This is a genomic window from Legionella cherrii, from assembly GCF_900635815.1.
Classification (GTDB): domain Bacteria; phylum Pseudomonadota; class Gammaproteobacteria; order Legionellales; family Legionellaceae; genus Legionella; species Legionella cherrii.
The window spans coordinates 1,033,079-1,054,684 of record NZ_LR134173.1; the positions used below are offsets into that span (position 1 = coordinate 1,033,079).

Below are 21,606 nucleotides of genomic sequence, written 5' to 3' on the forward strand. Positions count from 1 at the left end.
TACTTAACTGGTATTTAAAAGCCAAATACTATTTTACTTTCTAAACCGCCGCAGGTAGACTTCGTGAGCAAATTTTCTGCTTGTTTCAATCTACAGATTTAGGATGTCATATGCTCGAGTTGAAACGCAATTTTAATAGGCTTCCAGTACATTGGATGGGATGGATTGTTTACTTCCTAATGCCTTCAAAGTACAGCATGGCTCAAAAAAATATCGAACGAGTGTTCCATAGCCTCCTTTCTTCATACGAGAAAAAACGTATTACGGTAGCTTATTATTCCCATATGGTTCTTTGCATCAAAGAGCTTTTTTTAATGAATTTTCTGACAAAAAAATATTTAGCGAAGCGGGTTAACATTGTTGGGGTCGAGCATCTATACAATGCACTCAAAAAAGAAAAAGGAGTGCTTATTTTAACCGGGCATTTTGGTAATTGGGAATTTGCTCCTCTTTTTTCTTTGAATCAAGTTGAAAAAGGAGCCCATCATTTTTATTGTGTTCGGAGGCCATTGCGATTCAATTTTTTAAACTCCATTTTTTGGGGTCGTTTTGAAAAAGCAGGTTTTAAAATAATTAAAAAACATAATGCCCTTGCTGAAACCCGCAACGCTTTAAGAGCTAAAAATGTAGTTTTTTTTCCTTTTGATTTGCGGCCACCTTGTCATAGTAAGTCCAGTTTAAGAGCCAGTTTCCTGGGACAGTCAAGTAAAACTTATGGGAGCTTGGCTCATCTTGCGTATCGTCTGAATTGCCCTGTTTTGTCGGTTAGTTTTTATCGATTAAATAAAAAGCAGCACATCATCGAATTTCACCCTGAGATCCCCAGTAACTCGTCAAAAGACAAAAAGCAAACTTATCTGGAAAATACGGAAAAATATAATAAAAGACTGGAGGAAATGCTGCTCGCATATCCTGAACAATGGCTTTGGTCTTATAAGCGATGGTAATGTAATAGGAGATGTAGCAGTTGAGGACTAAATTTCGGGTTAGTGTTTCTGGATTTTTATTTTATCATTTACTTCCCATACGCCGACAGATTGTGCTCGATAATATCGAGCGAGTTTTTAAAAACCAGTTTTCCATAAAAGAAAAAAAAAGATTGGCCATGGCATTTTATTCTCACGTGGTTTCAATTTTGAAAGAGCTAATCTTTATGAATTGGTATGCGCGCCTCGGTAACCGGGTAGAAATTAGGGGCATTGAATGCCTTTTGGAAGCAAAAAAACAGGAGCGTGGGTGTTTCTTGCTTATGGGGCATTTAGGAAATTGGGAGATGACTATTCCACTGGCGAATTCTCAATTATACCCTTTAATAGGCCCTATACAGGTCATTAGAAAGGCCATCCGTGTACAATGGCTTGAACGATTCATTTTCAATCGTAATATCCGTTATGGGTTACAACGAATTGATAAATCGGGCGCATCCATAAAAATAATCAAAGCTTTAAAAAATAAGGAAACCATCCTGTTTGCTCTGGATCAACATGCGGAACTTAAGAATAAAGAAGGCATTGCAGTCAATTTTTTTGGTACTCAGGCTGGGACTTACCGAAGCTTGGCCTTTTTTGCAAATAAATATCAAGTTCCTGTAGTTCCGATTTCATGTTATCGCCAACCCTCTGGGAAACATGTGCTTGAGTTTCATCCTGCCTTAACATGGGAACCCCAGCCAGATGAAGAGCAAGCGATCTACAATAATACCTTACGTTATAACCAAAAATTGGAACAATTAATCCTCGAGCATCCCGAGCAATGGTGGTGGGTTCATCGCCGGTGGAAACTATGAAAATTGAAGGTTCTTATTTAATTATTAATTTTAGTTTATATGAGAGAAAGAATGAAAATATTGGTGATGCAGCATAAAAAGATTGGTGATATTGTGGTCTGCACTGTTCTTGCTAATAATTTAAAAAGAGTAATGCCACATGCACAAGTTCATTATTTAGTGTATGGACAGGCGCTACCTGTATTAGAGGGAAATCCTAATATTGATCGAGTTGTTACTTTTGATCCAAAACATAGAACAAGTTTACGGGCCTTTATAAAACTTGTTTTGCAAATCAGACGTGAGCAGTATGACGTGGTGATTGATGCGTACACCAAGTTGGAAAGCTGGCTTATTGTTTGGCTTTGTGCAGCAAAGCGGCGTATTTCCTATAAGAAAAAATATCGAAGTTTCCTCTATACAGATAATCTTTCCAAGGAAACAGTAGAAAGCAACCAACCTGGACTGGCGATTGACTTAAAACTTCTTTTAATTCAACCTTTTTTAAACGATGTGGTTCCGGATCGCCATCCGAAGATCTATCTTACTGATAATGAAAAACGCAAAGCAGCTTTTTTATTTAAAAAACATCAAATACCTGCTAAAAAAAGTATCATGTTGAATATTATTGGCAGCTGTCCCTTAAAAACCTATCCCCTTGAATATATGGCGACGCTTGTCAATCTAATCGTAAGCCAGGTCGATGTGAATATTTTATTTAATTTTATGCCTCACCAAAAAGATGAAGCACAAAAAGTGTATGAGCTATGTAATGAGGATGCTAAAGAGAATATATTCTTTGAGTTATCCAATTATGACTTAAGAACGTTTATTGCCATAATGAATGAATGTGATGCAATTATCGGCAATGAAGGCGGTGCAATCCATATCGCTAAAGCGCTCAACAAACCTTCGTTTACGATTTTTTCTCCCTGGATCAAGAAACAGGAGTGGTCTACTTTTGAAGATGACTTAAATCACGTCGCAGTGCATCTTTTTGATTTTAAAACTGAATTAGATGTGAATACTCCCGGCACTGAATTGAAAGAGAAAGCGCATGAACTGTTTAAAGAGCTGAAACCAGAGTTTATTGTGCCTAAGCTTAGAGCTTATTTAGCCCATCATTTTGGATAGCCTATTGATGAAATAGTGTTAGAGATGGACACCAGGAAAAAAATATGCAAGCAGTTAGTGCAAGTAAAGTTTAGCCTATGGCTTTGTATTTTATAAGCAAACGGGTTAATATGTGGCGCACTTGTATTTTATTTGTCCCTGCATGTATTATCAGTTAAAAAATCTAGCCTCGCTTTCAGGAAATCATTTCATAACAACTTTTGATAGTGTCCCTAATGGTTGTCACAGTTTGAGTTTATGCTCAAATAAGCTTTGCAATAAATCTGGAGCAGAATTAGCTGAGGCTTTTTCAAAAATTCCAGCCAGTGTGATCAGGCTTTATTTAGGTGGCAATTACCTTGGTGTCAAATCAGGTGCTGAATTAGCTCAAGCCTTTGCAGCAATCCCGATAAGCATCTTGTTACTCAATTTGGAAAATAATGGTTTGGGGGCAAGATCAGGTACTGAATTAGCTCAGGTTTTGGCAGCAATTCCCAATCATCTGGACTCTCTTGTTTTAGCAGAAAATGGTTTAGGTAGAAAATCGGGTGCTGAACTCGCTCAAGCCTTAAAGGCAATACCAATTAGTGTGAGCTCATTGGATTTATCCATGAATGGTTTCTGTAATACCCCAGGTGCTGAATTAGCCTTGGCGTTAGCCAATCTTTCGAAGGGGGTGAGATCAGTTAACCTAAGTGGAAATTATCTTGGCGCCAAATCTGGAGCTGATCTCGCTCTGGCTTTTGCAGCGATTCCTGAGCACGTGACTGAGCTTGATTTAAGTGGAAATAATTTTGGCAACATGCCTGTTGCTGATCTTGCCGAGGCTTTGGCTGCTATTCCACCCCATGTGAAATCGATTAATCTCGGTTTTAATAAGCTGTTTCTAAATAAAACAGCGCAACAAAAAGATACCCTATTGCAAGCGCTTGGTGAAAACCGGTCTCGATTTATTCTGTCAAGTAACGGGGAGTCTGATTTGGCCAGGACTTTGGCACCTATGGTTGGACTCATTCGCGGAGATAGTCTGACGTATAGACTGCCTTTTGATGTAATTTCCTATATCCTCACTTTTTTGCCTACAGATAATCCCAATAAAGGACGACCTGGTTTCTTTCAAAAGCAGCTGCAGTCTACTTCAGAAAAAATGCTCTCTATTGAAGAAAAGAAGCCGAAATATCAATTCAGTTAAGCAAAAAAATCATTTCGCCCCCCTAGGTTTGATTGACTTATGAGTCTTTCTATTTTTGGTAGAACCCATTAGAGTACGGAATAATTATTTGGGGTTAATCTATAGAGGGAACTTATTTATGAAAACAGCATTGGTATCTGGATTTGCTCGTTCGTTTATATCCGGTCAGCCTATTGCAGGTGCAACTATCACCGTCGTTGAAAACAACCAGCTAAAATTTCAGACCGATTCTTCCGGCAAATTCGGGCCATTTGAATGGCCTGTTGGCGAACCGATTACTTTAGTTTTTGAAAAGCCCGGATCTTTTTGGACTGGCTATAAGACGACCCAAACAGCCACTTTGATTGTCCCCACAGAAGGAATCAATAACGAAAATTTCCTAAAAAATATTTCATTCCAAGTCGCTTCAAATATGGCTTATAAATTTCTTGCCTTCGCTATGGGGGAAACTGAAAATCCTGAAGCATGCCAGATTGCGGCAACCGTTACACCACCTAATACGACCATGGATGACATTCCTCAAGGTATCGAGGGGGTTACGGTCAGCTTATCACCAAAAGTCGATGTAAAAACATTTTATTTCGGTATTTTTCCAATAGTCCACAAAACCAATCCTTTTATCCGCACATTGAAAGAGACTTCGCTCGATGGCGGCGTGGCCTTTCTCAATGTTCCACCCGGTAATTACACTATGGAGGCAAGAAAGGATAACATCCCTTTTTCTAAGGTAAGCATTAAGGCACGTAAAGGGATGATAGTGAACGCGAGCCCGCCACAAGGGCCTACCATGCTTATGGATGCAAGCTTGGCAAAGGATCCTACAATGACTCAACAACCGAAAATGCATGGAGTAGAAAGGAAGCTCAATCAATTTAGTTTTTTTAAGCCTGCTTTAGCCTTGGGATTAACCGCGGCGGCGGTGGTTGTTGCAACTGCGCTAAGCAAGGCCAGTACTACCCCATAAAATAGAGAATAAGTCAGCTATAATTATGAGTATTCCATCGTTATTTTAAGATTTGAAAATGGAAGAAAAAGTTGAAACAACGCTCAGCAAGCATAGTCAATTAATTAGCTTAATGAAAGTATTAGGTTACACCTCTGATGAGGATGGAATCTGTAATGGTTATGCTTACATGGGAATGCAGGCTCTTTTCGCAAATGAATTAGGCGTTTTTAAACAAAGAGTCGATCATTTATTAAATATCCCATTAAATGATTTTGAAAAAGAGGCAGCGATTCAATTCGACAGCCAACCTACTGGTGGAAAAGAAACCAAAGAGACATTATTAAAGAAGATACTGGAAGATTACTTGAAATCGAAAGATCTCCTAGTCGATACACTCGCTTTTTTTGATGGCATCGAATTAACGCAACAACGTAGTCTTTATCCGCATTTATTTGATAGTGAGGAAAATCTCGAGCAAGGTGATTTCATCAAATTTACCATTCCTCAAAAAATCGAAGATAAGGGAGGAATAGTTGCATTGCCGCCAGTTTTGTCCGGAGCTTATCAACAAAAAGAAATGACCACAGAATATTTAACACTTCTGAGAGAAAAGATTAATGCGATGATTCCCAAGCCAACTGAGCCTGTAGGCTTAGCTATATCTGGGCATGGGCTACGTCATGCGATTACTGTTTGCTTTAATCCGAAACAAGATAAATGGATTCTTATTGATGCAAATACGCCGCCGGCTCAGGAATATTCAGACGATGGTGCAATTGCTCAAGCCTTGTTGATAGAGGGGGCTTGTTCTACAAATGGAACGGGAGTAATTAACACGCGCGTTTTTACGATGTCAGGAAATGAACCATTGCAACATGTATTAACTGAATGGATGCAGGAAGTACAAAAATTATCTGAGCAGGATATGGCCACTAAAACCAAATGGGAGGATTCACGAGGAGGAACTTTGCTAAATACGGTTGTTTACAACAATAATTATGAACATATTTCTCGCTTGGCAGAGCAAGGAGCAGATGTTAATAAACAGACTAGCGATAAATACACCCCTCTTCTGATAGCTATTTTCAGGAACAATATAGAGTCAGTGCGAGAGTTACTTAAATGTGGTGCGGCACCGGAAACCGATCCATACAATATTAATACTCCTCTGCGCGTGGCAATAGCAAAAAAGAACATGGATATAGTTGAAATGCTTTTAAAAAATGGTGCTGATCCAAATTTTCAACCCTATTTTTCTCAAACTGCCTTTGAAGATGCAATAAAACAAAATGATTACAATCTAGTAAAATTAATGCTTGACTATGGAGGAAGGCCTTGTGGGTCCAATTTTGGGACGGTCATGGAGGAAACATTATCAAGAGGGGATTTTGAAAGTTTCAAGGCACTATTGGAGCATGGTTTCAAACCTGGTGAACTTGAGCGCGACAATAATCTTTTGCTTTTAGCTGTCCAGAATAATCAGTTTGAACTTGCTAAGTTGTTGCTGGAATATGGTGCTAATCCCCGCGATGAAGATACAAATCGAAAAGAATCTGCACGTGAATATGCAGAAAAAAATAATTTAGTCGATTTTCTAGATCTTTTTGATCATCCTCCGGAGGCCACCCAGAAAAATGCTGCTCCAAAAGATGATGCTCAAGCAACAACTAATTTTATTGACGATCTTAAAAAATATTGCGTGACACGCCGAGCAGAATGGGACTTAATACCCAAATGGTTGCACGTCAATAAGAAAGATATAGAGTCTGCTCGCTTTAGAACAAAAATGAGCGTCTTAAAATTTGGTTTTAGCGTCGAGGATAAAATTAAGGCAGCAGAAAAATTAATTGATGCTTTAGAAAATAAGGAGGGAAGAGAACCTTTAAGCGATTTTGATATTGCGGCACTCCTTAGTTCCAGACTGTATTCTACTGTAGTGGCAAAACATAAAAGTATCTTTAATGCACTAGAGGAAGTTATAGACTACAAGAATAGAACTCAAGAAAATAAAGCGTTCTCAAATCGCGCAGCGTAACAGGTTTGATGCCTTAAAAAATGATCTTCTCAATCAAGGAACCAATGAAGATGACTACAGCTATAGAAAAGACAGTGAGAAGAGTTTTTGATGAAATGTGGAACCAACAAAAGGCTGCAGTAGCCGATGAGCTCTTTTCAGCAAAGACATTAATTCATTTCAGCTATGATCAAGCTGCAAATTTACACGATTTTAAACAAGCTTTGTTGGAATGGTATAAAGCCTTTCCAGACCTGATGCATTCTATTGATGATCTAATAGTGAGTGGCGATAAAGTGGTGACGCGCTGGCATGGTCAGGGAACCCACCGAGGGGAATTTTCAGAAATTCCCGCAACAGGGATGCCTGTATTTTATAGCGGTATTACCATTTTTCGTTTGGATAGTTCTCATCAAATCACTGAGGCTTGGGTATACAGTGATTTAGGTGACATGATTGCCAAAATGCAACAAAATCAAAAATAATGGGCCTAATTATGGAAAAAGACAGAGCAGCGCGTTATGAGAAGTCAAAAAAATTTCTTCCCCAAAATGTGTTCAGTTTAATCAGGAACTTACAACCTGCGATCGCATGGTCACCCAGCGAAAAGCTTATTTGCTATCGTCATGATACTACCAAAGGTTATGAGTATCTTATTTTGAATCTGGAAACTAAAAAGAAAGAGCTTGCATTTGACCATTCAGTATTGGCAAAAAAAATTGCGAATGAATTAAAAAGCGAAGTAAACGCCTTTGCCTTACCCATCAATAAAGTCGATTTTTTTAATGAGCATATTTTGCAGCTCTATATTGAACACTTTATTTTTCAATATGATCGAACAACTCAGACCCTCGAACTTATGGCAGATACATCAAAGCAAACGGCCATGTCACATTGTCCTTCGATTATGGAAATTTGGGGATTTGTTCCTGCTTTAATTGTATCGCGAATACGTTCACCGGATCAGTGTTGGGAACTATACAGCAAGGATCACAATTTATTTCTTTTTTCATTGGATGAGCAGAAAGAATATCAATTGACGGCAGATGGTAGTGCGAGCAATGCCTATGCTGCTTCCCCTGATACGAATTTAACTTCCTTGTCGCTGCGTCGTATGCAGGTAACGCTTCCACCTATGGCGCTTTGGTCGCCTGATTCAAAAAAAATCGTGACGTTCCAATGCAATCAAGAGCAGGTAAAAAAATTACCTTTGCTACAACATGCTCCTGAAGATGGTTCGTTGCGTCCCCAGGTTTTTGAGGCCCATATTCCTTTTGTAGGGGATGAGGTGATTCCAGAAATTAAATTATGTTTGATTGACGTGCAAAAAAAGAAGCTGCGCACGATTGACTTACCTCCCTTGATGCCGGCATTGGTGGGTTCCCCAATTGAAGCAGGCTATGTATGGTGGAGTGAAGACAGTAAAAAAATCTTTTTTTTAAAAGAAGAGCGTGGAAACCATCAACTGTCGTTATGTGAACTGGATGTTGCTACAGAACAGCAGCGGACTATTTTAACCGAAAAATCGACCGGCTATGTCGAACCCAGTCAGCTTATCCTCTGGCAGAATTACACGCGAATATTAGAGGATTCGAAAGAGTTTGTTTGGTTATCCACTCAGAATGGATGGGCGCATCTTTATTTACATGATTTACAGACCGGACAAGTCAAAAATCCGGTTACTCAAGGGGAATGGATGGTGCGCAAAGTATTCCATGTAGACAGCACCAATCGGTGGATTTATTTTTCAGGGAATGGCAAAGAACCGGGTGTTGATCCTTATTTTCGTTATTTATATCGTGCTCGTTTGGATGGGAGTGAAGTGCAATTACTGACCCCTGAAACAGCAGAACACACCATTGTTTTCTCACCATCGCAGGAATATTTTGTCGATTATTATTCGTCTATGGAGTCCCTGCCAGTCACTAAATTACGGAATAAAAATGGCCATGAAATCATTACCCTGGAAGAAGCCGATTTTTCCCAATTATTTGCTTTGGGATATAAGCAACCACAGCCCTTCTGTCTCAAGGGAGCCGATGGGGAAACTGATATTTATGGGCTTATCTATTTCCCTACAGATTTTGATCCAAAGAAAAAATATCCAATCATTGATGAAATTTATCCTGGACCACAGTTGACTCGCGTACCCAAAACATATTGTTCGGATCTTCCCGAATACATACATGGTTGTTGGTGGCCTCAAAGTGTCGCTGAGTTGGGTTTTATCGTCATTAATGTGGACGGACGTGGCACCCCGTTTCGCTCTAAAAAGTTTCATCAATATTCTTATCAGCATTTAGAAACAGCTGGAGGATTAGAGGACCATATCGAGATCATTAGAAACTTAGCGAAGCAATATTCCTATATTGATATCGATCGAGTGGGGATTATGGGACAGTCAGCGGGAGGATATGCGGCAACGCGGGCATTATTGGCGTATCCTGATTTCTATAAGGTGGGTGTCTGTATTTCTGGGTTACAAGATTTACGGAGTTATTTGGCATTCTGGGGGGAGCGATATCACGGGTTGCCAAGCGATGTAGATTATACCGCACAATCAAACTATCTGCTGGCGGATCGATTGAAGGGAAATTTATTTTTAATTCATGGGGATCTCGATGATAACGTTCATCCAGCCAATATGATGCAGCTTGTGGATGCGTTAATTAAGGCCGATAAAAATTTTGATATGTTATTAGTTCCTAATGCAAACCATTCTATTTATTTCATGGATTTGTATGTCTTACGGAGAATAGGGGAGTATTTTATTGACCATTTATAAGATCGATGGGTTCAGACTCGATTGATGAGATTAGTTTTGATGTTTTCAGTTTATAATCAATCGTGTCTGCCCCCTTTGACCGGAAACTCCACTTTTTAGCTCTTCTATGGAATTCAATCAAAATTTCATATCTCAATTTCCTCAACTAAAGCAGAGTGTTTTTCCCAGACAAAAGGATTAAAATTCTAAAGAGATGAAGTCCTAGGCGTTATGCCTAATCTTTGATAATAAATCGATAAATCTTGATGTCTCATGAGGAGCGATTAAAAACCGATTTTAAAAAAAACGCAGTCGATCAGAGAAATAATTATGGAATACATAACCCTTATTCGAATCGATGGGGTAGCATTAATGGAGTCTGACCCTATTGATGCTCTTTAACTGGTTTTGCTGATGGAAAAAGAATATATTTGGCCTAGCGCTTCACTTGCGCTATGATGCATTTTTTTTGATTAAAAATAGATTTATTTTGGTGTATTGTGACATCCTTCGTGATCTATTACTTTTTAAATTAAGTTTTTTATAGAAGTCATCTCGATAACATTTAAAACTTTATATGTAAAATATCTGTTGTGGAAGTAGAAGATAACTTATGAATTATGATGCAATATTATTAACCATTAAACGTCTCATTACAGGCATACTCCCGATGCTGCTGGTTGCTTGTGCTCATCAGCAAGCTAATAGTCCGGATCACTATGTGGTCAGAGGGAAAACATATCATGTGATGAAATCTGCCAAAAATTACAAAGCAAAAGGAATTGCTTCCTGGTATGGCTCACATGCTCGAAATCAAAAAACATCGAGCGGAGCACGCTACAACATGTATGCGATGACAGCAGCTCATCCAACACTCCCATTTGCTACACGAGTACGGGTTAAAAACCTGAATAATGGCCGGTCGATTGTGGTTCGGATTACTGATCGAGGTCCTTTTTTATCGAACAGGATCATTGATTTATCCTTTGCTGCTGCTAAGAAACTCGGTATAAAAGGCACTGCTCCTGTTGAAATCGAAGTCGTTTGAAATTGCTAAGAAGTATGGCTTGCCCAAACTTAATCGAGTGATGAACTATTTCGAAGAATGGATTACAGCCTGCGCCGGGATGACAGCGTCCACGATAAAGCGTTGACATCACTGAAAGGGTATCTTTGAGTGGAGATTGCTCCGCTCAGGGTGATTTAAGGCGTTTCAAAGAATTCCTTGAAGAAAGAACAGGCCACTGCCATAATAAATTTACTTCTTAAGCAGTATTTCCGCAAAAGGATTTTTTATGGCTACTGTAGGCACTTATCTCGCACAACGCCTCCAAGAATTGGGAATAAATGATTATTTTGCAATTCCTGGGGACTACAATCTGGGCTTGCTCGACGAGCTCTTAAAAAACGACGCACTGCACATGATCAATTGTTGTAATGAATTGAATGCAGGTTATGCAGCAGATGGTTATGCGCGTATCAAAGGGGTTTCTGCACTGGTTGTAACGTATAGTGTTGGGGGCTTGAGTGCAGTCAATGCAGTTGCAGGGGCTTATGCTGAGAATTTGCCGATCATTGTGATCTCCGGGGGACCTAATACAAACTCGGTGCAGGATGCGGAAATTTTACACCATACGCTGGCAACGGAAAATTACAGCTATGTCCGTGAAATATTTGCGAAAATTACAGCACATAGCGTATTTATTCATAGACCTAGCGATGCGCCCATGCAAATTGATTCTGCCATTGCCATTGCACTTGAAAAGAAAAAACCTGTTTACATTGAAATTGCATGCAACATTGCTGGAGCAAGTGTTTCCCCGCCAACGCAGCGGGCGCTTAATGTCAAACGTTTGAGTGATACCTCTTCTCTTGCTGCCGCAATTGAAGATGCAGCCAATCAACTTAATTCAGCAGTCAAGCCTGTGTTAATCGCAGGAAGTAAATCGCGTCCCTGTGAGGCTACGGCGATGATTGAAGCCTTAAGCCTCTCCTGCGGTTATGCCCTCGCTGCAATGCCTGATGCGAAGGGCTTTGTCTCAGAACAACATCCTAATTATATTGGCATTTATTGGGGACCAGTCAGCTCTCCAGGATGTGCTGAAATTGTTGAATCAAGCGATCTTTATTTCTTTATAGGGCCTAATTTTAACGATTACACCACGGTTGGTCATATGTGTAATATCCAACCCAAGAAGCTTATTGTCATTGCTGATGGTAGTGTTTCTGTTGCGGGTAATGTATATACCGAAGTGTACATGAGTGAGTTTTTGCGCGGTTTGAAGGATAAATTGAAAGTCAATGATGCTTCAGTGAAAGCATATAAACGCATCGCAGGATCTGCCCCCTTATATCATGAGCCGGATGATTTAAACTCACCGCTCACTACACGATTCCTGTTTGGCCAAATTCAGAAACTATTAAGTAGTGATTATGGAATTTTGGCGGAAACTGGGGATTCATGGTTTAATGGCATGCGTCTCAATTTACCCGAAAACTGCCCGTTTGAAATTCAAATGCAATACGGATCGATTGGTTGGTCTGTAGGAGCACTTTTGGGTATGCAGGCAGCGCTTCATAATCAAAAGCGCGTTATCGCTTTGATTGGGGATGGTTCTTTCCAAATGAGTGCTCAAGAACTGTCAACGCTCATTCGTTATGGTTATAAACCCATTATCTTTTTAATGAATAATGCTTCTTATACAATTGAGGTTCAAATTCATGATGGCCCATATAATGTGATTAATAATTGGCATTATGCTGATTTAGTCGAAGTTTTTAATGGGCAGCAGGCCAAAGCTCGAGCTTTTAAAGCACCAACGCATCAAGCGCTTTTGGACGCAATCGTAGAAGCAAAGAAAACAGATGCCTTATGCTTTATCGAGGTGATTTTAGATAAAGATGATTGCAATAAAAATCTGTTAGAATGGGGCGCTCGGGTTGCTTCATATAATGGACGGTCACCAAGAGCGAATTAAAATGCTTTGCCCCCCAATTCGCTCAATGGCTGTATTTGTGCAAAAATAATTCTTCAAAAGCCTTACAGACTGATGCATGTTCCGCTCGATCGGTATTATTTTTGCGCAATCCCCACTCAAAGCCCACCGTTTTTCAACATCCAGCATCCTCAAACTTTGCCATGGCTAAAAGAGCTATACTTATAGTCATAATGGTTAATAAAAGGACTTTTATGAAAATCTATCTCAATCCTCAACCCCATGCGGTGGAACGTATTAATCAACTTAAGAATAAACCCAGCAGTATGCCAGTGCCTAGACAAAAAATAGTAGCAGAAGAGGGCTCAGAAAAGTCAGACACAGAAATTTTTGCAACGGAGTCTGAGGAACAAGCATGGAGAGATTCTCTTGAAAAGGATAAACATCGGATGCGTTAGGCCAAATAAACCTACCTACAAACTAAAAAATCCATAAACTGAGCCTCTCAAAAAGAGGCGCTTTAAATGAAATCAAAAGAAAACTATTGGGAACGACTAGGTAAAGGTTAGGAACGCAGTGGGTTATCGCCAGAAGATCTTTGCAGAGAACCAGGTATTGCTATGAGAGCATCCAGTAATTACAGAAATGCTGATTGAATAAAATGAGGCAAAGTTGAGCCAATGCTCCAATGCAATCGCCTATATTGGCGCAGGTTTGCCAAAGTAGTAGCCCTGATAATAATCAATCGGATAATGCTTCAGGCATTCGAGTTCTTCCTTGGTTTCAATACCCTCAGCAACGGTTTTTATGCTCATTTGCTGAGCTATTTCAATAATTTTTTCAACCATAATCTGTTTGACTGGTGAGTTATGGATGTCGCGGATCAGGTCCATATCCAGCTTGACCAGATCGGGGTTAAGCTCATGTAGCATATTAAGCGAGCTATATCCTGAGCCTAAATCATCGAGGGCGATACGATAACCTCTCTCCCGGTAAAATTGCGTAATACGCACCAAGTGTTCTCTATCATCCACAAGGCCTGATTCAGTGATTTCAAATACAATTTGCTCGGGCTCATATTGTGCCTTTTTTACTGCTTCATCAGTGGTACGCAGACAGAATTGCGGATCGTAAATGGATGTCGGATTGAAGTTGATGAATAGCCGTTCGAGCTTTTTTTTGTGGTTGCTTGCCGTGTTAATGGCGTTGATCCGGGCATGACGATCGAGTATAAACAGCATATCCGCTTCTTTTGCAGCAGAAAGAATAGCCTGGGCACCGATGGTTTTCCCATGTTGCTCCGCGCGGAGCAGACATTCGTGAGCATAAATCTCATGCGTTACACTGGAAACTATCGGTTGAAACCAGATTGTGAGCAGGTTTTGGTCGAGCATGTGAACTAGCCATTGTGCAGAGGCCATATTTACAAAGGAAGCGAGCGTTCGCGTCGCCTTCAGCGCCTGTGCAGGGCTGATGCTGGTTTGATTATCATAGAGCATGATAACGCTGGAGTCATTGAGTTCCTGTTGACTTAATAAACCCTTGACTAGGGTAGCAAAGTTATCAAATTGTTCAGGGGGCAGATCGAGGTAAAGGTAGCCACGATCGACTGTTCCCAAATTAAATTCAGCCTCCAACCCGGATTTTAATTTGGAAAATGTGTGGCCTGTGGGGGTTATAATATGGAGAAATACTTTCCCCTGCAATACGTATGAATCAATAGACTCACAGCGTGAGCATCCTGACATTGTGAACCCTTTTTTTTACCTCTGTATAAAACATATAGTAGACTGGTCTCATACATGTCAACCTATTTATGCCTTCAGTATCCTCAACTCATTAAGTTTTTAATTAATCCGGTTTGCAAATTTATTTGTTTTAATGTGCTAAATTTATCATAATGGCTGCTTTTTCAGTCTAAGGGTACTATGTCATCATTGCTTACCATCAATTTGTTAGAAGATTTAGTTCATACCGCAGAGGTGAATCAAGAGGGTAAAACGGCGGATTATATTCCAGAGCTTGCCAATGTGAATCAAGATTTGACTGCAATTGCCGTACAACCCATAGGTGGACAACTGCTTTCTTACAGTAACAGCCCGTTGAGTCCCGTAACATTGCAAAGTACAGCCAAGATGATTCCTTTAATTGGACTACTTGAAGAATATGGGGAGCGAGTGTTTGAATGGGTTAAAGTAGAACCTTCTGGAGATGATTTTGCGTCAATTACCCGTTTGGAACAATTTGGTCCCAAGCCATCAAATCCCATGTTGAACGCTGGGGCGATTACCTTATGCTCTCATATTCCGGGAAAGGGCGAGCAGCAATTTGGTTGGTTAGAACATTGGACACAAAAATTGTTTAATCAACGTCTCAGTATTAATCCCCTCGTTTTTGCCTCTGAAAAACGCACAGGGAATCGTAACCGTGCCCTCGCCTATTTACTCAAGAGCAGAAGCAATCTTGGCGCGGATGTTCATGAAACCTTGGATTTGTATTTTGCACTTTGTTCCTATGAAGCCAATTTAGAACAAATGCTTTTCCTGCCTACCTTATTAGCAAATGCGGGAAGAGACCCGAACTCTGGGGAACAAATCATTTCTACTCAAACCACTAAAATTACTCTAGCGATTATGGCAACCTGTGGACTCTATGATGAAACAGGCACCCATATGGTCAAAACCGGGATGCCCGCTAAAAGCGGCGTATCGGGCTACACCATAGCCGTTGTTCCTGGTAAAGCAGGTATTGTGGTACTTAGTCCCAGAGTGAATGCCAAAGGAAATAGCATCCGTGGTGAAATCATGCTGGAAGGCTTGTCCAAAGCCATGAATTGGCATTTTGCATTGCCTTAGTACTTGTAGCCTGGATTAGGGCGTAAGCCGTAACCCGGGTTTTAGAATAAACCCGGGTTACGATTCTGACCGACTACAATGAAGAGCTCGGTTTATTCATGAGCTCTATAAGATCTTCATGCTCTTTTTCAAATTTCGCGAGCATTTCATCATTTTCTTTGTCCTCGTCGGCTTCAGTGGGGGAATCCGCAGTGGTGCTTTTTGAAAAGGAAAATATGATGGAAAATTGATTCAATAAATCGCTCATTCCCTTTAAGGACTGAAGATCTTGGTTAAGGTTTTTAAACGTCTGCTCCAGTGAGCCAAGCGCTTCCAAGGAATTGTCCAGTGCCTCAAAATCTTGCATCAAGGGATTTTCTTTCTCTAATTCCTTTATTTCTTGCAGTAAAACATTTTGTTGGCGCATAAGATCTTTGTAGTTTTTATTGGCCTTTCTATTTCGATAACGCAGTATCTCACTTTGAATATCGAGGAGTTCAGATTTTTTTTGGATTAATTCTAAATGGTTGTTCAAACCTTCAATCGCTTTAGTTTTAAGAAAATCAAAACCAAAACTCATTACATCGATTTTGGCCAATACTTTCTCTAAGCTTTCAATATGATTAGAGACATGAATTTTTGCCTGTCGTAGTTGGTGCTTACTGAGTTTAGAGTTTAGCATGGCGGCAGCTTTTTGAACTTTTTTGTTTAAATCGATTATCTCTGGGTCTTGCCGCAATTGACTTAAGATTGCCCCAACGAATCTTTCTTCTAAGTGGTTCACCCGTTTCATTAAAAAACGCGAACTTGGGTCTTCCATATCCACAGTTTGCAAGTTTTCCAATTGAGACTCAAAGCTTTTTAGATCAGACTCTATAGCGCTTTTGTCTTCAATACTCAGTGTCTCTCGTGTTAAATAAACTCGAAGCAAGGCGTTCAATTTTTTGAAAAATTCAACGGATTCAATGGTTCGGGCACGATTCATAAATAAAGCTTTTCGCAGAGGATGTGTATCTCCGGTGAGAATTGAGTAAACAAGAGGCAGTCCTTTATTGTCGGGTGCAAAAAGAGATGCACCGTGTTGAATTAGAACAGAGAGGCATTCACTCATAGGATGGGAGGCGCTATCCTCTTGAAAACAGGCATATACAGCGGATGCGAATGATTTTTTGAACACGGTGACGCGTTGGTTATTTATGTCAATATCACCATACGTCAAAATAAAATCAAGAAGCTTTGAGTTGCCTGTTTGTAACGCGACAGCGAGGAATTTCTCAGCGCGCAAGAGATGATGGCTTGAGGTTAACAACGCAGCCAGTTCAAATTGATTGCCAAACAATAAACTAGGTAACAAATCCGCTTCAAGTTTCTGCAGTTTTCGACGGATTTTTTGTAACTGATGCAAATCCTTCAACTGGAGATGACGTTCATAGGTTAGGTTAATTTCATAAGTTTTTGCCAATAATTCCTCTATTTTTTTCGCCTGAACCTCAGTGGGTGCCTTACTTAATTCTTCAAATTGAGTATCTAGCGCCTTTAGTTCCTCTGCTAATTTATCAATAATAAAAACCTTAGGTTTGGTACTTTGGGTTGCTTTTTCATGTGAGGCTTTAGCTTCTTTTTGGGCCGCTTGATCGTGTGAAGATGCTTCATCTTGAGGATTAGAAACTTCTTCCGCAATCTCTTCGACATGATTATCCCTATTAGTACTGGGGGTGCTGGTCATCAGTTCAACCGAACTTGTACGGGCTTTCTTAAGGGAACGCGCGGTCGCTTCATGAAAGCGAAGAGCCTCAGTGTAACTGGAAGACCGGATAAGTGGGAGCAGCTCTCTTAGAACGCCACAGGCTTCTTCTGTGATTTCCAAAATTTCGGTTGTATTTTGCGGTTCTGAATCAAAATGTTTTAACAGCCGTTGATCACAATCCTTGTAATGAGTTTCTAAATTTTTAATTTTTTTCTGATGTTGTTGTCTTAAATTATTGATCAGCGGTTCAGTATGCCTGAGTGCTAAAATGATTAATTGATTTCTCATATTGGTACTGTCGATTAACTTATAGCCATCAGCAGTATCTCTCTCAAAGGCAATATTTTGAATTAATTCATCGAATGCATTGAAATACACATGCAGACGATAACGCTCACCCGATTGGCTTATAAATTTAGCAGTGTAATGGTATTGACTTAATTTGGGATTTTGACGATTTTCATTCTCATACACACTAAGGTGATGGTTATCCAATGCATACATGCTTCCTTGGTCTTTTATACTAAATTCTTCAATAGGCAGTTCAATACGGTAATAATAGTGTTGGCTGCTTTTATTGAAGTCCAATATCAATTTATGTCCTTGAGGTAACTGGACAATAGACTCATTTTGAGAAAGAAAGTTAAAAAGAGTATTTTTAGCCATTTTTGATCCTAAGAATAAAATATTGCCCACATTATACTTAAAGATTACTTTTAGTAAAAAAATAATTTTTTCGGGTTATTTACGGTTCTTTCTGTATCAATTTCATCCGGATTGCGCTGCTTAATAATCAAGAGAAACAATGCGTTATGGACGCTGTTGAGGTGTCAATTCGATGATTTATATTATTACTGGAGTCACTGTACGAATCATTTTTCGAATCACTTTTTAGGGGGGGCTAGAAACGGGCTGAGATGTCTTGAAAAAGAAACATTCCATTTTTATAATGCGCTAAAATAATAACCGAAGAAGTTACATTATGATCATTTCCACAATTTACTTTCCACGTTTTTTTCAAACTCCTTCTGAAAAAGCCATCCGGCAGAAACTCATAGCCAAAGAAACTTTAAATTGGGATACAAATAAATATCAAGCATTATTGCAGTTAAAGAAGCATATCTCAAAAATGACTGCAAGCCTCCATGAATTAAAAGCGGTTGTAGAAAATTTAGACACCACATCTTTAGAGACTCTCATTGCAGACGTATTGGATAAGACACTATCGGATGAGCATTATAATCCTGCTTCAGCCCTTAAACCATTAACCAATCTTTTTGCTCGATTAAATTCCGACCTAGAAGAAGATAAAAAAGCAAGTCAGTGTTTTGGCGGCATTAATATGCTGGCCAATTCAATCATTGCTACTGCTGGCGGCCTAGGAGTTGTGCTATTTGGGCTTAGTGTATTTACTGCCCCCTTAGGGACGGCTCTTCTCGGTCTAGGGATGATGCTTGTATCCACTTTAGTTTTTGCAATTACAGCTTACAGTCTCTATGTGGATGGACGATTTATGGCGGATAAACAGCTTCAAGAAATTAAGGCAGGTATCAATTTTTTATGCAGGTATCCCCATGTGGATTCGCTGGATGCTGAGTTCGAGGATCACGATCACAGAATATTTTGCGAATTTAAATGTTAAGCCAAAGAACCGTTTCGGTTCGAGTACCCCATGATGTTATGGGGCTTAAGATCCCATAACATCGTTCAAAGCCTAGATTGTGTAGGTTGATAGGGCAAAATGTTTATCAAACTCCTGTTGTAATACAGGGCTCTCATGGTGGTGTTCGATTAAATGTTCTTTTAATGAATTAAGTTGATCATCACACGCAGCGCCTCTTATTTTTAAGGCATTAAGTATTTCTTCTTTTTGGGGTGGTGACTGATTTTCAACGCGCTCAATTAAATCAAGGAAAATGTTTTTGGCATCAATTATAGCCTCTAGAGCCTCCACTTCTTTTCCTTTTAGTTGGGATGCAACACGGGCAAATCGCAGATCGGCATCAAGACGTTCCATATAATAACAGCCTAATAGCGCGTCCTTATAAAAAATATAAGCTTGTTCAAGATTTCCAAGACGCTCATAAATGGCGCCAGTAAGAGTTGCGTAGCGACTCTTATCCTCATCGAACTCGGCTTTTCTCATGTTGGCTGCGTACAGGGTAACTTTGCTGAAATAGGATACACTTTGCTCATAATTCCCAGCAAATAAATGCAGAAAACCCAGTTGCTTATACGTCTCGTACAAAGTTGGACTTCCTAGATTGATTACTGGATTTTTACTTCCACTCATTACCGCTTCTATTCCCTTAATGATTTTTTCAAGTTCTGTTCTTTTGCCTTGCATCAAGGAGCTCAGTTCATGTGATGGCTTTAAAACAAACTGTTCTATTGTTCCATAGGGGTCAAGTGATTCTAATATAGACTGGGTAATTTTTTGAGCTTCCCCCTGCAAACTATTTAACTGACTTCTCAGCTCCATTTGTGTTTCTTCTGGAAGGATCTCATCAGTATATTGGTGTACATTATTGTCGAAAGCGTTTTTATAAGGTTCGGTATATAAACCATTTGTTGAGATGACCGTTAAAGACTCAGATTTCGGAGCAAATAAAATGCTGTAATAGTAGGCATGATCTAAGGCTTTATTAATAATTACATTAGACTTAACGATTTTTCCTGGAATTCGCGCTTGTAATGTCTCTAAAATTTCTTGTCGGACTTTTTGTAGATTCCAATGCTCAGCATTTACAACCACAATCACTTCTAATTCGGAGTCAGGATGAGTTCCAATCTCTTTGCTACCGTAATAGTATGGATCTAAATCGATGTAGGCTGGTTTTTTACTATTGGTCAGGGATGCATCAAAATCCATGTAAAACATACCAAACATCCCCGTGCTTACCACTTTTCCTGCCAATTTATTTGCTGAATCATAGGGTCTTCGCAGTGCTTGTGGTGATACATGCAGCATAAAAAAATTATTATACGTACGATCTTTTACAATCACCGTATGACAATGGTGTATACTGATGGATTCTAAGTTAACCTCTTCTTTAGGATCGATGATAATAGGTTCATAAGTAGTTGTATCTGTTTGAAATGATTTATCAAATTCTGGGTGCAATTGATAAAAGGTGGATTGGTCAGGAGAATATTGAACCGCATTATCTTCTGATACTTTTATAACAAAAGGCATATTTTATCCTTTTAGATTAACAATAAAACATATAGTGTAACGAGTGAAGCTTAAGAATTTATTAATCGCTTGTTTATGATGCTTAAAATAAATGGATGTTTGTAAGAGAGTCCGGCTCGTGTTCTAAATTCAGTTAAATTTTTAGGAAAATAATCGGCTAATGGCTGAGCCTCGAGTATACTTCACCAAATTAAAATTGGTGTAGCGTGTAAAAATGGAAGAAAAAAAAATCATTCAACGTGAACCCAGGGTCATGTTGATTGCAGGTCAAAATGAAACAGTGCGAAAAACGGCCACCCAAAAAGGATTCCCGGCTACAGTAGGCTTAGAAGGGTGTGTGGCACTCATTATTGCCGATAAAAAAGGCAATGTCAGTATCACTCATGTAGACGCAGATACCGATTTATCCTTTATTAAGGGCGAAGTTGCGTTTATGGATGGCGCTTTTACCATTGATTTAATAAAAAAACCGGCTAAAGGCCAGCTGGATCTAAAAATTCTTAGGGCTTTGGATGAAATGGGTTTATCTCAAATCCCTTCCTCAAGTGAAAAGAGAGTTGTCGAGAGTGGTGAAGGAACCGTGGTTTATAATTATTTACAAGGAGTCCCTCAGACATTTTCATTTAATGATTTTATAGAAATTGCTTCGCCTGAGGTGATACCCAAAGCAACAAATAAGTTATACACCTTAGGTTATAGTGTTGAAACGTGTACTGAGGATGCTCTGAGATTCCAGTTAAGAGTGTACAGTCGTCAATTAAATCAGGCTTTATCACCTAAAGCGACTGTTTTACCCGTATTAGTACACGATGCAACAGGTTGGCTTGAGACAGAAATGAAAATAGATAAAGAAGTAGAATTGATTTTAGCTAAAGGAGAGCCACAACAGGTCTCATTTTTTCAATCTTCGAAAATGCGCTCTTTAAATTATGTTTTACCACGTTACACGAAACTGTTGAAACATCTTGAGTCTCAGCAACAAAGAGCCCCATCTTCTGATTTTTAAAATTGGCGTAGGTCCCCATCCTACGTTGACCCCACTTCGGCAACTGTGCTATATTTATATGTAAATTTGCAATAAATTAAGCGTCATTTTAAA

17 protein-coding genes are annotated in these 21,606 nt (G+C 39.4%); 14 read left to right on the forward strand and 3 right to left on the reverse strand.

The genetic code is table 11. The features are described 5' to 3' along the window. Positions 1-110 precede the first annotated feature (110 nt). The 11 genes from EL022_RS04390 to EL022_RS04440 all read left to right on the forward strand — a co-directional run bounded on the left by EL022_RS04390 (position 111) and on the right by EL022_RS04440 (position 13,188). Positions 111-947 carry a lysophospholipid acyltransferase family protein gene (locus EL022_RS04390; protein WP_028382542.1) on the forward strand — a complete coding sequence of 279 codons (837 nt, stop codon included), beginning with the start codon at positions 111-113 and terminating at the stop codon, positions 945-947. A 20-nt stretch (positions 948-967) separates the two neighbouring features. Next, positions 968-1,786 carry a lysophospholipid acyltransferase family protein gene (locus EL022_RS04395; RefSeq protein ID WP_028382543.1) on the forward strand — a complete coding sequence of 273 codons (819 nt, stop codon included), beginning with the start codon at positions 968-970 and terminating at the stop codon, positions 1,784-1,786. Positions 1,787-1,837: 51 nt separating this feature from the next. Further along, positions 1,838-2,899 (forward strand): glycosyltransferase family 9 protein, encoded by a 1,062-nt coding sequence (locus EL022_RS04400; RefSeq protein WP_028382544.1) that lies wholly within the window; start codon positions 1,838-1,840, stop codon positions 2,897-2,899. A gap of 112 nt (positions 2,900-3,011) precedes the next feature. Further along, on the forward strand, positions 3,012-4,070 hold the full coding sequence (locus EL022_RS04405; protein ID WP_126325100.1) for a leucine-rich repeat domain-containing protein: 1,059 nt from the start codon (positions 3,012-3,014) through the stop codon (positions 4,068-4,070). Positions 4,071-4,188: 118 nt separating this feature from the next. Further along, on the forward strand, positions 4,189-5,034 hold the full coding sequence (locus tag EL022_RS04410; protein ID WP_028382545.1) for a carboxypeptidase-like regulatory domain-containing protein: 846 nt from the start codon (positions 4,189-4,191) through the stop codon (positions 5,032-5,034). A 58-nt stretch (positions 5,035-5,092) separates the two neighbouring features. Beyond that, on the forward strand, positions 5,093-7,051 hold the full coding sequence (locus tag EL022_RS04415) for an ankyrin repeat domain-containing protein (protein ID WP_028382546.1): 1,959 nt from the start codon (positions 5,093-5,095) through the stop codon (positions 7,049-7,051). Between the two features lie 50 nt (positions 7,052-7,101). Next, complete coding sequence (locus EL022_RS04420) at positions 7,102-7,515, forward strand: ester cyclase (RefSeq protein WP_028382547.1); 414 nt, start codon at positions 7,102-7,104, stop codon at positions 7,513-7,515. A gap of 11 nt (positions 7,516-7,526) precedes the next feature. Further along, entirely contained in the window at positions 7,527-9,815 is a 2,289-nt protein-coding gene (locus EL022_RS04425) for a S9 family peptidase (RefSeq protein WP_028382548.1), read from the forward strand. A 592-nt stretch (positions 9,816-10,407) separates the two neighbouring features. Further along, positions 10,408-10,842 carry a septal ring lytic transglycosylase RlpA family protein gene (locus tag EL022_RS04430; protein WP_028382549.1) on the forward strand — a complete coding sequence of 145 codons (435 nt, stop codon included), beginning with the start codon at positions 10,408-10,410 and terminating at the stop codon, positions 10,840-10,842. A 247-nt stretch (positions 10,843-11,089) separates the two neighbouring features. Further along, positions 11,090-12,772 carry a thiamine pyrophosphate-binding protein gene (locus EL022_RS04435; RefSeq protein WP_028382550.1) on the forward strand — a complete coding sequence of 561 codons (1,683 nt, stop codon included), beginning with the start codon at positions 11,090-11,092 and terminating at the stop codon, positions 12,770-12,772. Between the two features lie 212 nt (positions 12,773-12,984). Continuing rightward, positions 12,985-13,188, forward strand: coding sequence for a hypothetical protein (locus tag EL022_RS04440; protein ID WP_028382551.1), 204 nt, complete (start codon positions 12,985-12,987; stop codon positions 13,186-13,188). A gap of 240 nt (positions 13,189-13,428) precedes the next feature. Here the strand turns inward: EL022_RS04440 and EL022_RS04445 are convergent, their stop codons facing one another. Beyond that, the gene (locus EL022_RS04445) at positions 13,429-14,478 is read right to left on the reverse strand and encodes an EAL domain-containing protein (protein ID WP_028382552.1); all 1,050 of its coding nucleotides are present in this window, start codon (positions 14,476-14,478) and stop codon (positions 13,429-13,431) included. Positions 14,479-14,658: 180 nt separating this feature from the next. On the opposite strand from EL022_RS04445, the gene glsA reads away from it, so the two are divergent. Next, entirely contained in the window at positions 14,659-15,585 is a 927-nt protein-coding gene (glsA, locus tag EL022_RS04450; protein ID WP_028382553.1) for a glutaminase A, read from the forward strand. 73 nt (positions 15,586-15,658) lie between these two features. Here glsA and EL022_RS04455 read toward each other — a convergent pair whose 3' ends face one another. Beyond that, the gene (locus tag EL022_RS04455) at positions 15,659-17,977 is read right to left on the reverse strand and encodes a GumC domain-containing protein (protein ID WP_081776921.1); all 2,319 of its coding nucleotides are present in this window, start codon (positions 17,975-17,977) and stop codon (positions 15,659-15,661) included. Positions 17,978-18,293: 316 nt separating this feature from the next. On the opposite strand from EL022_RS04455, the gene EL022_RS04460 reads away from it, so the two are divergent. Next, positions 18,294-18,953, forward strand: coding sequence for a hypothetical protein (locus EL022_RS04460; RefSeq protein WP_051544523.1), 660 nt, complete (start codon positions 18,294-18,296; stop codon positions 18,951-18,953). Positions 18,954-19,025: 72 nt separating this feature from the next. Here the strand turns inward: EL022_RS04460 and EL022_RS04465 are convergent, their stop codons facing one another. After that, positions 19,026-20,507: a tetratricopeptide repeat protein gene (locus tag EL022_RS04465; RefSeq protein WP_028382554.1), complete on the reverse strand. Its 1,482-nt coding sequence runs from the start codon at positions 20,505-20,507 to the stop codon at positions 19,026-19,028. Between the two features lie 214 nt (positions 20,508-20,721). Here EL022_RS04465 and EL022_RS04470 point away from each other — a divergent pair, with 214 nt between their 5' ends. Further along, the gene (locus EL022_RS04470; RefSeq protein WP_028382555.1) at positions 20,722-21,513 is read left to right on the forward strand and encodes a hypothetical protein; all 792 of its coding nucleotides are present in this window, start codon (positions 20,722-20,724) and stop codon (positions 21,511-21,513) included. The last annotated feature ends 93 nt before the right edge of the window (positions 21,514-21,606 follow it).